We start from the raw sequence: 13,306 nt of genomic DNA, 5'->3' as shown, positions 1-13,306 counted from the left end.
GGATGGAACGGACAAGCGGAATCTTCACCGCGAAACAGAATCCGGGAAACGTCACAGAAACACCTCGTTTCCGTGAGCCTTCTCCACCCGGTGGTCCGAACCCGACAGGGCGCCACACCGGCCACAGTGGAACAGCTCACTCTCGGAGCACGGAAGCTTGCGCACAGTGGACGAAGCGGACATGATCGCCGGCTGGCATATGCCGAAAACTATTCGCAACAAGAAGGGGGGCACATGCGGCGCACCCGACCGGTCCAGGCCGCGATGGGCGCGGCCGTGCTGATCCCGGCCGTACTCAGCGTTCCCGCCGCGCACGCTCAGCCGAGCGAGACCGAACCCACGGTGACGGTGCTCGACAAGACCGGCAGTGGCAGGTTCACCCTGAACAAGGACACCAAGACCGTCACCCTCTACGTCTGGGGAGCAGGCGGCGGCGGTGCCGGCGGTGCCGCAGGCGGTTCCGGCGGCGGTGGTGGCGGAGGAGGTAACGGTAACCTCCTCGGCGAGAAAGGCGGTGGCGGCGGCGCCGGCGGCCAGGGAGGTGGCGGCGCCGCGGGCGGCTCCGGAGGCGGTTCCGGAGCGCTCACCGTCTGCACCCTCACCGTGACTCCCAAGATGCCCCGCACCGCCCACTACTTTGTCCACAAGGGCGGCAACGGCGGAAAGGGCGGTGTCGTGAATCCCGGCGGCGCTGCCGGACAGGGCGGGGCCAACGTCGACGGAAGCGGCAGCGACGGTGAACGCGGACGCAACGGCAAAGGAGCCTACGGGGGCGGAGGCAACGGCACCCAATGGGACACCGAGATCACCTTCGGCCCCTCCAAGGAACCGCGCCCCAACCAGCCTTCCGCGATCGCCGGCAGCGGAGCCAACAGCGACAACCCCGGTGGATGGGGCCGTGGCGGCGCCGGTGGCGGCGGAGGCTCCAACGGTCTGCTGCTGGCCGGTAACGGCGCGGGAGGCGCGGGAGCCGACGGCGGCGGTCAGGCAGGCCGGCCCGGAGGCCCCGGCGGTAAGGGTGCCACCAAGAGCAAGTGCTTCGGACCGGGTATGACCACGGTGGAGCAGCACCACGGCAACCCCGGGTCCACCGGCACGAAGGGCGAACCCGGTCGGATCACCTCGGACGGCGCAGCCGGAGATCCCGCCTGCGACCCCAACGGGGACACCTACGCGCCGGGCAGCGCGGGCGGTGCCGGCGGAAAAGGTGGCACCGGAGGTTCCGGCGGAGCCGCGATCAGTCACACCATCGGGTCCACCACCTACAGCTACGGAGCGGGTGGCCGCGGCGGAGACGGAGGTGACGGCGGCGCGGGCGGCCGCGGCGGCACCGGAGGCAGCGGAAACACCAGCTTCTCCAACCGTGGCTGCGAACTCGACCGTCAGGGCGATGCCGGGCAACCCGGTGAACGGGGTACGCCGGGTCAGCGCGGAGCCCCCGGGGAGCAGGGGGCCATCATCATCGTCGAAAAATCCTGACCCGCCCTCGACACCCCGCTGATTCCGCCAGCGACGACGTCCCGACATCCTCCGGATGTCGGGACGTCTCGTTTCCTACCGGAACCGGTTTTCCGTGACGCGCGCCGTGCTGTTTCCGGACTTTACCGGAGGGATCGGGGCGTCAGGTCCACAGGGAATAGAAATTGGTGCAGTTTCCCGCTCCCCAGCTCCACATCATCGCGTCCCGGGTCTGCGGACCGTACACTCCGTCCCGGGAAATTCCGTGCGCGTCCTGCACGTTCCACACGGCGGCGCGCGTGTTCGGCCCGTATATACCGTCAACCTGAATACTTTGGCCGTTACAGGCACGCAGATGCCGCTGGAGGGCCCGTACGGCCGATCCCTGGTTCCCGGACCCCAGTACGCATTCGGTGCCGTTGCCACTGGTGGGCACCTCGGCTCCCGCGGGCGCGGTGATCGTGCTCGTACAACTGGGCAGCGCGAGGCTCGACGACTGTGCCGCGGCGGTGCCGAAGGACAACGAGGACAGCACAACCATGGCGGTCGTTCCGACCGTCGCGGCCACACGTTTCGAAATTCCCGTATTCATCAAAACTCTTTCCTCGAAAAATCAACCCCATGATGAATTTCTCATTTTTCCGCACTTTCCGGCAGGGAGCAAGAGTTCCGATCAATCTCACCCGGTCAGAGCAGCACATCTTCACAGGAAGTCATTCGACGCTGTGTTCCTTCCGGAGGAGGAACCCACCGAGACACGCGACACGCCGCACCGTGCGAGCACCGGCCACATCCGGGAACACGGCCGCCCCACGGTCGCGTGAGCCGTCGACTACCCTGGGCACCGGCCCATAACGTCAACCGGTTGTTCGAGGGATCATCGTGGCCGACTACCTGCCGACCGAGCCGTACCGGGGAACGCGGGACTTCCTGCCCGCGGAGATGTCGACACGGCAGCAGGTGTTCCATCGGCTCTACGAGGTCATCGAGTCGTTCGGCTACCAGCGCTACGACGGCCCCCAGCTGGAGCCCGTGGAGATCTACGAGGCCAAGTCCTCCCAGGAGATCGTCGAGCAGCAGCTGTACACCCTGACCGACCAGGGCGGGCGGCGACTGGCGCTGCGCCCGGAGATGACGCCTTCGGTGGCCCGCATCATCGCGGGCAACATGGGTGGGCTGACGTTCCCGGTGCGCTGGTACTCCCACCCGAACTGCCACCGTTACGAACGCCCCCAGAAGGGCCGGGTGCGCGAACACTGGCAGATCAACGTCGACCTGTTCGGCTCGACCAGCTCGGCCGTGGAGGTCGAGTTCGTCGAACTCGTCCACGCGATGATGGGCGCCCTCGGGGCGAGCCGGGACATGTACCGGATCCGGATGAGCGACCGGGTGCTGCTCGACGGGATCTTCCGCGAGATCCTGGGACTGGACGACGAGCAGGCCCGCGCCACCGCCGGGCTGATCGACCGGTGGGAGAAGAGCACGTGGGAACAGCTCTCCACCGACGCCCACGCGGCCGGGCTGAGCGACAAGCAGTTCGAACGCCTCGGCGAGGTCGTCACCGCCGGGGAGGGTGTGCTCGACATGCTGTCCGAACAGACCCGCGCACGTTCGAAGCTCATCGAGGTGCTCAACACCGAGGCGCGTGAGCTCATCGAGGTCGACCCGCTGATCGTGCGCGGGTTCGACTACTACACCAGCACCGTCTTCGAGGTCTTCGACACCAACCCGGAGAACCGGCGCTCCCTGTTCGGCGGGGGCCGCTACGACAATCTGGTCGGGTTGTACTCCCCCAAGGAGGTCTCCGGCTTCGGGTTCGGCATGGGCGACGTGACCCTGTTCGACTTCCTGCGCACCCACGGGCTGCTGCCCGAACCGGACAACAGGGTCGACGTGGTCGTGCTGCCCACCGAGGACGGTCTGTTCGACGCGGCCCGACAGGCCGCCTCCCGGCTGCGCGCGGCCGGGCTGCGCACCACCACCCCGCTGGAGGTCCGCAAGCTCGGCAAGGAGATCGGCCGCGCCGACAAGGCCGGGGCGCGCGCGGTGGTCATCGTCGGCCCCGACGACTGGAGCACCGGCCACGTCACCGTGCGCGACCTGAGCACCGGGGACCAGCAGCCCACCACCTTGGACGAGCTGGCCGAGACGGTCACACCGATCACCCGCTGACCCCTCCCCCGCGCGGAAACCGTCCCGTCACCGGAGGACGGGACGGATCGGCGGGTCAGGGCTTGCGGGCCACCGCGAGGGCGTAGCCGAGCACACCCTCGGCGGCGGCCTCGGCGGCGACGCGGGTGTGCTCGAGCACGGCGTCCACATCCACCCCGAGGGCCTCCAGCCGGTCGGGCACGGTCATGCGCAGCAGCCTGACCCGGGCGTCGATCGTGTCGATCATCTCGCGTAGCGCCCCGTCGCGCCGTTCGGTGTGTTCCACCCGCAGCCCGGCCCGGCTCAGCAGGGCGGCGTACTCGGACAGCGGCCGGGCGTCGGCGACACAGGCGATCCAGCCCGCCAGCGAGGCCAGCTCCTCCGGCAGCCCCCCTTCCCGCACGGTAACGTCGGCGATCCCCACCCTCCCGCCGGGACGCAGCAGCCGGGCGAACTCACCGGCGGCCACGGGTTTGTCCGGGAAGGTGCAGAAGGCGCACTCGCAGATCACCGCGTCGAACATCCCGTCGGGCAGCGGCAGCCGTTCGGCGTCGGCGGAGTGGAACCGGACCCAGCCGGTGAGCCCGGCCTGTTCGGTGGCCACCCGGGCCCGACGCACCGTGTCCGCGTTGAGTTCGGTGGCCTCCACGTGCGCCCCGTACTCGTGGGCCAGCAGGCGGGCGGTGTCTCCGGGTCCGGCGGCGACGTCGACCACCCACTCGCCCTCGGTCACCCCGAGTTTCTCGGCCAGCGTCCGGGTCAACGCGCGCCCACCGGGGTGGTAGGACTCGCCGAGCACGAGCGCGACCGCGTCGTGCCCGTAGGCCGCCGCGCAGCAGTCCTTGATCGCGGCTGGGTCGGCGGGAACGCTCTCCTCGGTCATGACGTCTCCCCCTCACTGGAGGCCTCGGTGTCTCCGGCCGCGTTCTTCGAACCGTAGGGGGAGTCGACGAGCACCTCGCGCAGTTCGGCGGCGTTGGGCACCACCCCGGCCACCGACACCCCGGACTGCTCGGCGCGGACCCGCTCGCGGTAGCCCACCGAGTTGTAGGCGCAGAACGGGATCATCCGCCCGTCGGGGGTGATCTCCTCCACGCAGCACTTCATGAGCTGTTTGACGTTGAGCGTGTAGGGGTCCTGGAAGTCCTGCACCACGATCATGAACGCCTTGTCGGCCAGTCCCCGGGCCGCTTCCGGCAGGTCGATGCCGCAGGCGCGGCACTCCGCTTCGGCGGCGGTGGTCTCCAGGCTGTCCGCCGTGGTCTCGGTGCCCGGGAACGCCGAGGCGCTCCACAGCTTCTCCAGCGCCTGACGCAGCTCGTGGTCGGGCACCACCCGGTTGCTCACGTAGTCCAGATAGTCGTCGACGTCGACCAGCCGGGGGATCGGCACCACGTCGGTGCGGTCCTCCTTGTGGTCGACCAGCAGGTAGGTGATCGAACGGCAGGTGGGGAAACAGCACGGTACCGGGACGAAGTCGTCCCCGCGCAGCCACTCGGGACACTGCTCGGCGATGTGGCCGATCACGTCGGAGTTCGTCATCCGGTTCAGCGGGTCGAACTCCACGTGCCGCCCCGAGTGAGTGACCGGCTGCAACGAGACCGAACGCACCGCCGGATGCTGGACACCGAAGCGGATGATGTCACCGATCTCGTGCTCGTTGAGACCGCGCTCCACCGCGGCGACCAGGGTGACGGTCAGCCCGGCCTCGGCGCAGTTGTCCAGGGCCCGACGTTTGCGTTCCCGCAGGTCCTTGCCACGCAGCGCCTGGTGGGTGGCCTCGTCGAAGCCGTCGAACTGGAGATAGATGTTGACCCGGTTGCCGGGACGGTTCCGTTCGCCCAGGGCCTGGACGAAACGTCGGTCGGTGGCCAGACGGATTCCGTTGGTGTTGAGGTTGACCGCCTTGATGGGCCGCTGCTGGGCCAGGTCGACGAAGTCGAGGATGTGTTTGTGGATGGTGGGCTCGCCGCCGGAGAACATCACCACCTCCGGCTCGCCCTCGGCCTCGACGAAGGTGTCCAGCATCCGCTCGCACTGTTCGAGGGTGATCGAGTAGCCGTCCGGCTGGTGGCCCGAGTCGGCGAAACAGACGGGGCAGTCCAGGTTGCAGGCGGTGTTGACCTCGATGATGCCCAGGCAGGCGTGTTGCTTGTGTTCCGGACACAGCCCGCAGTCCGCCGGGCACCCCTCGGCGACCTCGGTCTGGAAGGCCAGCGGGATCGTGCCCGGTTTGTTGAACCGGGCGGAGTTCACATAGGCCTGTGCGTCGCCGTAGACCAGGGCCTCGAACTCCCCGTGCTCACGGCAGCGCTTCCGCAGGTACACCCTGTCGTCGCGGATGTTGACCTGGGCGTCGACCACCACCTTGCACACCGGGCAGACACTCCTGGTGAACTCCACGAACACCTCGTCGCGGTCGCGTTTGCGCCGGGCGGGCTCGGCACTCTCGGACGGTTCGGTCATGCGGCAAGCCCACCAGTCCGGTGGGCGGTTCGCAGCGGAACTGTCCGCGAGCGGACACTTCGGTCGTTCGGGTTCAGCCTCCACCCACGGGGCGGGCCGTGCGACCGCCGTGGCCGCCGACGAACTGCGCGGCGGCCTGCTGCACCGCCATCGACCAGCTCGGATAGGCGTGCACCGTCTGGGCGAGCCGACCGGCGAACATGCCGGTGCGCAGCGCCAGAGCCGGTTCGTGGATCATCTCCCCGGCACGTTCGGCCACGATGCTCGCCCCCAGCACCCGACCGCCGCCGAGACGTCCGACCACCCGGCGCGGCCCGGCGAGCAGCTTGACGAACCCCTCCTCGGCCCCCGCGGTCACCGCGCGGTCCACCTCGCTCATCGGCAGGTGGGCGAGTCGGGCGCCGCTGTGGTGGCCGAGTTCGTGCTCGCCCACGCCGACCGTGGCCACCTCCGGGGAGGTGAACACGACCGTCGGGGCCGTGGCGGGGTCGAACGTGGGCCGCCGCATCCGTCGCGCCCCGGCCAGCACGGCCACCCGTCCCATCGCGTAGGCCCCGTGGGTGTGGCCGAACAGCCCGGTGACGTCCCCGGCGGCGGAGAGCCCAGCCACCCCGGTGTCCATGTGCCGGTCGACGAGCACGTGCCCTTTCCCGTCGGTCCGCAGCCCCACGGTGTCCAGACCGAGCCCCTCGGTGTCCGGTCGCCGTCCGGTGGCCACCAGCAGCCGTTCGGCCCGTGCCGTCTCCCCGTCGGCGAGGTCCACCAGCACCTTCCCGTCCGCCGCGCGCACGGCCCGCGCCGGGGTTCCCGTGCGCACCCGGACTCCCTCGGCGAGCAGTTGTCGCGTCAGCACGGCGGAGGCCTCCGGGTCCATCGCGGGAAGCAGTCGCGAGGCCCCCTCCAGCACCGTGACACCGATGCCCAGGCGGTTGAGGGCCTGGGCGAGTTCGCAGCCGACCGCGCCGCCCCCCAGCACGAGCAGCGAGGCGGGTTCGTCGGTCAGCTCGAACAGGGTGTCCGTGGTGAGGTACGGGACCTCCTCCAACCCGGGGATGTCCGGGACGGCGGGACGGGAGCCGGTGGCCAGCACGACCCGCCCGGCGGTGAACCGGCGCCCGTCCACCTCGACGGTCCGCGCGGCGCGGAAACGCGCCCTCCCCCGCACGACGTGGATCCCCCGCTCCCGCAGCACCCGCTCGTCCTCCGTGCCCGCCACTCGGCGCACCGTCGCCCGCGCCCGCTCCGTCGCCACGGGGAAGGACAGTCCCGCCTCAGCCGCCTCGATCAGCGTCTTCGACGGCACGCAGCCGGTGAACGTGCAGTCCCCGCCGGGCGGGCCCTCGGTGACCAGCAGCACCCGGCTTCCGCCCCGTCGGGCGGTCTCCGCGGCGGCCAGTCCGGCCGCTCCCCCTCCGAGTACCAGCACGTCCCAGTCGGTCATGGGAGCAGCCAACCACGTTCCGGCCCGGATGTCGTCTCGGTTGTCCGCCCGCTGACACTTCGCGTGCGCGTTCCGCCCGGCAGCGGGTTAGCTGACCCGGTGTCCCGGTACGACGGCGGGGCCACGCGGAAAGAACCATCCCGGAGGTGCTCGTGACACCCGACCAACGAACATCCGAACGCGGCGGCTCCGACACGGCACGGCTGCCGATGTGGCGGATCGGCCTCACCGGCGGGCTCGTCGGCATCCTGTGCTGCGTGGGCCCGGCGATGCTGGCCCTACTGGGTGTGGTCGGCGCGGGCACCGCGTTCGCCTGGGCCACCGACCTCTACGGCAACTACGCCTGGTGGTTCCGGCTGGCCGGACTGGCGGTCATGGCCCTGCTGGTGTGGATCGCCCTCCGACGGCGCGACCACTGCGACCTCGCGGGAGTGCGCCGCTGGCGCCGACGACTGGCCGGGACCCTACTGATCGCCGTGGCCACCTACGTGGGGCTGTACGCGCTGACCACCTGGCTGGGCACCCTGGCGTAGGAGTCCGCGACCGTCCCACTCGGCCGGAGCGGACTCCGAGGCGTCGGCGAAAAGAGCCGTGTGCCCAGCGCGTCATGCCAGCCACGTGATGCTGAGCCCGTCGCGTTGCCCGAAACGTTCCAGGTGACTGGCGATGACGTGCTGAAGGTGTGCGAGATCCTCGTCGTTGTCGGCTTCGGCGGCGATGGTCAGCCCGTCCACTCGTGGCCGGAACACACACCTGCCCGTACCGTGGTCGGGCGGAAGCGTGATGCGGGTTTGCCCATCCCCTTCCTCCACCGAGCAGTGACGCCCCGGGTGTGAGACGAGTTGTTTGAGGTAGCGGTGGGCGCGGTCGGTGTTGACCTCGGCGTGTGCCTGCATCAGGATCTCTCCTGGTCCATAGGGGTAAGCGGCGTGTCCGCGCCGGGAGCGATGTCGGCGAAGGAACGATCGTGGTTCTCCCGAACGAACCGTTCGAGTCCGGCCACGAACTGCTCGGCCTGTTCCCGGGGCCAGCTGCGCAGCTGCTGATCGAACATCCCGGCGAGGCGTTCACGCAGTACAGCGATGATGCGTTCACCGTCGTCGGTGAGTATCAGCAGCGTGTTGCGGGCGTCATCCGGATCCGGTCGTCGGACGATCAGTCCGCCCTCCTCCAACCGGGTCGCGTGGCGACTCACGCCGGAACGGTCGAGTCCGACCTCGGCTCCCAGCGTTCCCGCCGTAACCGGACCCAGCCGCGCCAGACCGGACAGGATCGGGTACGAGGTGATGTCCACTCCACGCCCCACCCCGGCGACCAGCTCCTCGTAGAGATTGACCCGCATACGGCGCTGGAGCAGTTCACCGAGTGCGGTCTCGCACCGTCGTCCCAGCTCATCGTTCACAGCACCCACCCTACACCAAAATCCGTGCATCCCGCACGGATTTTGGTGTAGTCTCCAATGCGTGCAAGACGCACGCATTGGAGGAGTGGCAATCTCATGACACAGCAGACAGCCGACACCACCGAGACCTCGACGAAACTCGACAGCCGTACACGGCGACTCGTCGTGGTGCTCCTGGCCGGCGCCGTCCTACCGTTGCTGGACACCACCATCATCAACGTGGCCCTGGACCGACTGTCCGATGTTTTCGACACACCGGTGGCGACCATGCAATGGGTGGTCACCGCCTACGCCATGGCCACGGCCATCGCCATCCCACTGAGCGCGTGGGCCATCAAACGCTTCGGGGGCAAGCGGATGTGGCTGGCCTCGTTGGGCTTGTTCCTGGTCGGATCCGCGTTGTGCGGGCTCGCACCCAACGCGGGAAGTATGATCGCCTTCCGGGTGTTGCAAGGACTCGGCGGCGGCACGTCCATGCCCGTGTTACAAACCCTGCTGATCACCTCAGCCGGCCAGCAGAAGGCCCGCCGGGCCATGGCCGCTGTCGGCCTGCCCACTGTCATCGCTCCCGTACTCGGTCCCGTTATCGGCGGAGCCATCATGAACGGAGCCAGTTGGCACTGGGTGTTTCTCATCAACATTCCGGTGTGCCTGCTCGCCCTGGTCCTGACTGTCAAAGGTGTTCCACCGACCGTATCCGAACCGGACAGTCGCCTGGATCTCACCGGACTGGTGCTGCTCACCGGGGGACTCGTGGCGCTCGTCTACGCCCTGTCCAGGGTCACCAGTCCCGAGGCGCTGAAGCACTGGCCGTTCGTTGTCTCCGCCCTGAGCGGAGTGGGATTACTGGTCGCCTTCACCACTCACGCGCTGCGCACTCGGCACGAACCGGTCGCCAACGTGCGCCTGTTCGCCCTCCCCAGCTTCAGTGGGGCCACAGCAGCGATGCTGCTGTCCGGCATCGTCTTCTACGGTGGTCTGCTCCTGCTGCCGTTGTACTACCAACAAATCGCCGACTATTCGGTGTTGGGCGCGGGGGGAGTCCTCGCCCTCCAAGGCATGGGTGCGCTGCTGGCACGCTCGGCCGCAGGACGCGTCACCGACCGAGTAGGAGCCCGCGGCATCGTGCTGGTGGGACTGACCGCCGCCAGTATCGGCACAGTGCCGTTCGCCGTGGTCGATCCGAGCGCGCACGTCTGGTTGGCGGCCGCGCTCGTTCTCCGTGGCGCCGGTATCGGCATCGTCACTGTGACGGTCATGGGCTCTGCCTATCGCCACGTACCTCGCGAGTCGATCGCACATGCCAGCAGTCTTGGACGCATCCTGCTGCAACTCGGCTCCGCCGTCGGTGCCGCCGCGATGACCACCATCCTCGCCTGGCAGCACGGCGCGTCCACCCCGACCTCGCCGCTCGACGACTTCCAGGTGACGTTCTGGTGGCTGACCGCCACGACGGTACTCACGGCACTGTCCGCACTGTGGCTTCCCGGACGGAGCGAAGGATGAACAACACTCGCGCCCATCAGCGCCTCGCCCCGAGAAGGTGTGCGGAAACGAGTGGGTACGGATCGAGGAACCGGCGTCTCACCGATCGTGAAGTCGAGATCCTCCGCCCTGACATCGAGGCCGTCCGATACCCGGCACCAACCCGCCGACGATCATTCCAGTATGGACAGGGTGGTCCGCGTGGCCTCGGCGACGAGGGCGTTGTCGTACTCGGCGTCCCGCTCGGACTTGCTCGTCATCACCACGAGCACGATCGGGGCGCGCTGCGGCGGATAGAGGACCGCGATGTCGTTGCGGGTGGCGTGGTTTCCCGCGCCGGACTTGTCCTCGATCTCCCAGCCCTCGGGCGTTCCGGCCTGGACGAGCTCCTCGGTCAGCGGTGGGTTCCGCATCGCACCACGCAGGATCTTCCGCTTCTCCGGTGCGAGCGCGTCCCCGAGCACGACCTCACGCAGGTTCGCGGCCAGGGCACGCGGGGTGCTGGTGTCCCGGACGTCCCCCGGTGCGGTCTCGTTCAGCTCGGGCTCGTAGCGGTCGACGTGCGAGGTGGTGTCGCCGAGTTCGCGCAGTTCCCGTCGCAGGCCCTCCGGGCCGCCGAGCTCGCGCAGCAGCAGGTTCTGCGCGGTGTTGTCGCTGACGCGCAGCGCGGCCCGCAGGGTCTCGCGCAGCGTCATGCCGCTGTCGACGTGCTTCTCGGTCACCGGTGAGTACGGCACGAGCTCCGCGCGGGTGTAGGTGATCCTCCGGTCGAGGTCCTCGACGGTGTTGCGGCGCAGCACGGCGGCGGCCGTGAACGTCTTCATCGTGGAGCAGAAAGCCCAGCGTTCGTCGGCGCGGTGCGTGACCACCTCCCCGCTGCCGGTGTCGAGCGCGTGAACACCGAGCCGCGCCCCGAAACGCTGCTCCAGACGCGTGAACTCGGCCCGCACGGTGTTTTCCGACCGTCGCGCCGTGGTGGGCCGTGTTCCGGGATCCCGAGGGGCGGCCTGCGGTGCGCATCCCACCAGTGCCAGCAACGCCAGCAACACCGAAGCGGTTCTGAGGAAGTCTCGCATCATGTCTCCGTTCCTGCTCGTTCACACACGCCGACCGACGATCCCGCTCCGACCACGTCGGGCGAGTCCAAGCGGGTTGCTCGGCTGCCACGAGTGATCGGCGCTTTCGGCGCAGAGTGACCACCACTGGATCACTCGAAAGAGTGACATGATCATGATGTCGTTGGCGCGATCGAGAAAGATATTCATAATCAGTGGCGTCTGGCTCCCCGAGCGGGACACCGAATCGACGAAAAACAACACGACACGTTCCCCACACACCGGAACGTGTCCCGTTCCCCCGAAGGCAGATCCACGACGATGACAGTACCGGCGAGTGCCCCGGCCTATGATGTCGACACCGTCAAACGCCACCTGATAACACCACAGAATCTGGCCGAACTGGGAATCACCGAAGAAACCGTCCGCGACATCCTGAAAAGGGACGAACTGAAGCACAACGGACAGTCACCGACCGGGCTGTCCGTCAACGAAACGACCTTCGGGGAGTTCTCCGGACCCACGGCGGCCGATCGCGGCTGGATGGCCTACATGAACATCGGCGCGCCCCTGGTGGAGGAGCGCGGTGACATCACCCAGCCTCCCCCGGACGTGCTGTCCACCCGCGCCTACGTGAACCGCGCCGAAGGGGTGGCCCGCCACTTCGAGGACACCGTCGAGTTCTCCATCTCGAACACGATCAGCTGGTCCGTCGAGGGGACGGCACAACTCACCTTCGGAGCCCGCACCAGCGCGGAACTGGAAACGCAGATCCAGAAGAGCCTGCAGAACAGCGTGCGGAACACCACCTCGCACACCGACATCAACCACCAGCACCCCGAGAACCAGGGCTCGGAAACCCAGGACCGCACGGAACAGGCGACCACCAACACCACCACGGACACCGCGATCGGAGCGGCCAGGGGAACCTCGGAGCTGTTCGCCCAGCTGATGCTCGGCATCACCGCCTCGGTCAGCGGCTCGCTCACCACCTCGTGGAGCTCGCGCTCCACCATCTCCGGCGACATCCCGGGCGGACAGCGCGTGGAAACACTGGCCACCCAGCGGCGACAGGTGAAGCAATATACCTATGAACTTCCCGTCACCTTCGCGGGTTACGTCGCCCTGCACTACCCCGATCGGGCCCCGGTCCGGGAACTCACCCTCCAGGACTTCGAACCCGAGGGCGCCGAGGTCGTCGCCCGCGACATCCGGCTGCTCGGCCTGGTCGAGCGCGGCGAACAGTACCGGCCGAAGGGCATCGCGGAGACGGTCTCGGCCCTCGACGTGGAACACACGGCCTTCGCCCCCGAACGCATCGCCCCCGCCGCCGAACAACTGAACGAGAAACGGCCGCACAACCTGGGCCGAGCCTGACACCCCGCGAGGACGACAATGGTCTTTCAGAACATCTTCGGCACCGCCCAACAGACCTCCCAGTCCGGAACGAGCACCGAACAGGAACTCGCCGACCACATCCCGCTGCGCTCGGCGTGCGTGCCCCAGCACGACCCGATGCACCAGCAGCCCCCGGAGGACACCGGGGAGCCGCGGGACCCCAAGATCGTGCGGGAGACCTCCCCGGAGGCACGAAGCGTGCTCGGCCTGGTCACCACGCTGACCGGCATCACCCACCAGGCCGCCGGACAGCAGAACACCTACGCCTCCGACCCGGCCTCGACCGTGGAGGCCGCCGCACCGGTCATGCACGAAGCCCACCGGACGACGCGGAAGGCCCCGGAGAACCTCAGCCGGGACGAACGGGACTCCGACACGCGGGAGTGAGTCCCGGCCGCGGGGCCCGCGCGACGGCGGGCGCCGCGGCTCTTCGGGAAGAGCCCTCGGAGG

At 68.6% G+C, this 13,306-nt stretch carries 14 protein-coding genes; 7 read left to right on the top strand and 7 right to left on the bottom strand.

The annotated features are described in order from the left end of the window. The first annotated feature begins 234 nt into the window (after positions 1–234). The gene (locus ACTMO_RS23175; RefSeq protein WP_026449415.1) at positions 235–1,479 is read left to right on the top strand and encodes a hypothetical protein; all 1,245 of its coding nucleotides are present in this window, start codon (positions 235–237) and stop codon (positions 1,477–1,479) included. A 142-nt stretch (positions 1,480–1,621) separates the two neighbouring features. Here the strand turns inward: ACTMO_RS23175 and ACTMO_RS24210 are convergent, their stop codons facing one another. Further along, positions 1,622–1,894 (bottom strand): peptidoglycan-binding domain-containing protein, encoded by a 273-nt coding sequence (locus ACTMO_RS24210; RefSeq protein ID WP_169509088.1) that lies wholly within the window; start codon positions 1,892–1,894, stop codon positions 1,622–1,624. On the opposite strand from ACTMO_RS24210, the gene ACTMO_RS23815 reads away from it, so the two are divergent. Then, positions 1,872–2,282: a hypothetical protein gene (locus ACTMO_RS23815; RefSeq protein ID WP_245556260.1), complete on the top strand. Its 411-nt coding sequence runs from the start codon at positions 1,872–1,874 to the stop codon at positions 2,280–2,282. The genes ACTMO_RS24210 and ACTMO_RS23815 overlap by 23 nt on opposite strands. A 58-nt stretch (positions 2,283–2,340) precedes the next feature. After that, positions 2,341–3,630, top strand: coding sequence for a histidine--tRNA ligase (gene hisS, locus ACTMO_RS0119245; protein ID WP_019856313.1), 1,290 nt, complete (start codon positions 2,341–2,343; stop codon positions 3,628–3,630). 55 nt (positions 3,631–3,685) lie between these two features. Here the strand turns inward: hisS and ACTMO_RS0119240 are convergent, their stop codons facing one another. The 3 genes from ACTMO_RS0119240 to ACTMO_RS0119230 all read right to left on the bottom strand — a co-directional run bounded on the left by ACTMO_RS0119240 (position 3,686) and on the right by ACTMO_RS0119230 (position 7,516). After that, positions 3,686–4,492, bottom strand: coding sequence for a class I SAM-dependent methyltransferase (locus ACTMO_RS0119240; RefSeq protein ID WP_019856312.1), 807 nt, complete (start codon positions 4,490–4,492; stop codon positions 3,686–3,688). After that, the gene (locus ACTMO_RS21535; RefSeq protein WP_019856311.1) at positions 4,489–6,075 is read right to left on the bottom strand and encodes a radical SAM protein; all 1,587 of its coding nucleotides are present in this window, start codon (positions 6,073–6,075) and stop codon (positions 4,489–4,491) included. Before ACTMO_RS21535 ends, ACTMO_RS0119240 begins: the two co-directional genes overlap by 4 nt. 73 nt (positions 6,076–6,148) lie before the next feature. Then, positions 6,149–7,516, bottom strand: coding sequence for a dihydrolipoyl dehydrogenase family protein (locus tag ACTMO_RS0119230; protein ID WP_019856310.1), 1,368 nt, complete (start codon positions 7,514–7,516; stop codon positions 6,149–6,151). A gap of 209 nt (positions 7,517–7,725) precedes the next feature. Here ACTMO_RS0119230 and ACTMO_RS0119225 point away from each other — a divergent pair, with 209 nt between their 5' ends. After that, positions 7,726–8,049 carry a hypothetical protein gene (locus ACTMO_RS0119225; RefSeq protein ID WP_342670148.1) on the top strand — a complete coding sequence of 108 codons (324 nt, stop codon included), beginning with the start codon at positions 7,726–7,728 and terminating at the stop codon, positions 8,047–8,049. A 72-nt stretch (positions 8,050–8,121) separates the two neighbouring features. Here the strand turns inward: ACTMO_RS0119225 and ACTMO_RS0119220 are convergent, their stop codons facing one another. Beyond that, a complete protein-coding gene (locus tag ACTMO_RS0119220; RefSeq protein WP_019856308.1) occupies positions 8,122–8,412 on the bottom strand; it encodes a DUF2218 domain-containing protein in 291 nt (96 codons plus the stop codon). Further along, positions 8,412–8,918, bottom strand: a complete 507-nt coding sequence (locus ACTMO_RS0119215) for a MarR family winged helix-turn-helix transcriptional regulator (protein ID WP_019856307.1) — start codon at positions 8,916–8,918, stop codon at positions 8,412–8,414. The genes ACTMO_RS0119220 and ACTMO_RS0119215 overlap by 1 nt, the downstream gene beginning before the upstream one ends. A gap of 96 nt (positions 8,919–9,014) precedes the next feature. Between ACTMO_RS0119215 and ACTMO_RS0119210 the strand changes: the two genes are divergently transcribed. Beyond that, positions 9,015–10,424 carry a DHA2 family efflux MFS transporter permease subunit gene (locus ACTMO_RS0119210; protein ID WP_019856306.1) on the top strand — a complete coding sequence of 470 codons (1,410 nt, stop codon included), beginning with the start codon at positions 9,015–9,017 and terminating at the stop codon, positions 10,422–10,424. Between the two features lie 152 nt (positions 10,425–10,576). Here the strand turns inward: ACTMO_RS0119210 and bla are convergent, their stop codons facing one another. Continuing rightward, positions 10,577–11,482 (bottom strand): class A beta-lactamase, encoded by a 906-nt coding sequence (gene bla, locus ACTMO_RS0119205; RefSeq protein WP_019856305.1) that lies wholly within the window; start codon positions 11,480–11,482, stop codon positions 10,577–10,579. A gap of 297 nt (positions 11,483–11,779) precedes the next feature. On the opposite strand from bla, the gene ACTMO_RS0119200 reads away from it, so the two are divergent. Both ACTMO_RS0119200 and ACTMO_RS0119195 read left to right on the top strand, forming a co-directional pair. Further along, positions 11,780–12,835 (top strand): hypothetical protein, encoded by a 1,056-nt coding sequence (locus ACTMO_RS0119200; RefSeq protein ID WP_019856303.1) that lies wholly within the window; start codon positions 11,780–11,782, stop codon positions 12,833–12,835. Between the two features lie 18 nt (positions 12,836–12,853). Further along, positions 12,854–13,243: a hypothetical protein gene (locus ACTMO_RS0119195; RefSeq protein ID WP_019856302.1), complete on the top strand. Its 390-nt coding sequence runs from the start codon at positions 12,854–12,856 to the stop codon at positions 13,241–13,243. Positions 13,244–13,306 lie beyond the last annotated feature (63 nt).

Origin of the sequence: Actinopolyspora mortivallis DSM 44261 (genome assembly GCF_000384035.1) — a bacterium.
GTDB classification, from domain to species: Bacteria; Actinomycetota; Actinomycetes; order Mycobacteriales; family Pseudonocardiaceae; genus Actinopolyspora; species Actinopolyspora mortivallis.
Note: the sequence above shows the minus strand (reverse complement) of the source record. Positions and strands in the feature narration are given on the sequence as shown.

Coding starts and splice junctions, on each gene's coding strand:
- ACTMO_RS0119220 (WP_019856308.1), bottom strand. CDS start 8,412: ATGCAGGCACACGCCGAGGTCAACACCGACCGCGCCCACCGCTACCTC.
- ACTMO_RS0119195 (WP_019856302.1), top strand. CDS start 12,854: ATGGTCTTTCAGAACATCTTCGGCACCGCCCAACAGACCTCCCAGTCC.
- ACTMO_RS0119225 (WP_342670148.1), top strand. CDS start 7,726: ATGTGGCGGATCGGCCTCACCGGCGGGCTCGTCGGCATCCTGTGCTGC.
- ACTMO_RS21535 (WP_019856311.1), bottom strand. CDS start 6,075: ATGACCGAACCGTCCGAGAGTGCCGAGCCCGCCCGGCGCAAACGCGAC.
- ACTMO_RS0119230 (WP_019856310.1), bottom strand. CDS start 7,516: ATGACCGACTGGGACGTGCTGGTACTCGGAGGGGGAGCGGCCGGACTG.
- ACTMO_RS0119200 (WP_019856303.1), top strand. CDS start 11,780: ATGACAGTACCGGCGAGTGCCCCGGCCTATGATGTCGACACCGTCAAA.
- ACTMO_RS23175 (WP_026449415.1), top strand. CDS start 235: ATGCGGCGCACCCGACCGGTCCAGGCCGCGATGGGCGCGGCCGTGCTG.
- ACTMO_RS0119210 (WP_019856306.1), top strand. CDS start 9,015: ATGACACAGCAGACAGCCGACACCACCGAGACCTCGACGAAACTCGAC.
- ACTMO_RS0119240 (WP_019856312.1), bottom strand. CDS start 4,492: ATGACCGAGGAGAGCGTTCCCGCCGACCCAGCCGCGATCAAGGACTGC.
- bla (WP_019856305.1), bottom strand. CDS start 11,482: ATGATGCGAGACTTCCTCAGAACCGCTTCGGTGTTGCTGGCGTTGCTG.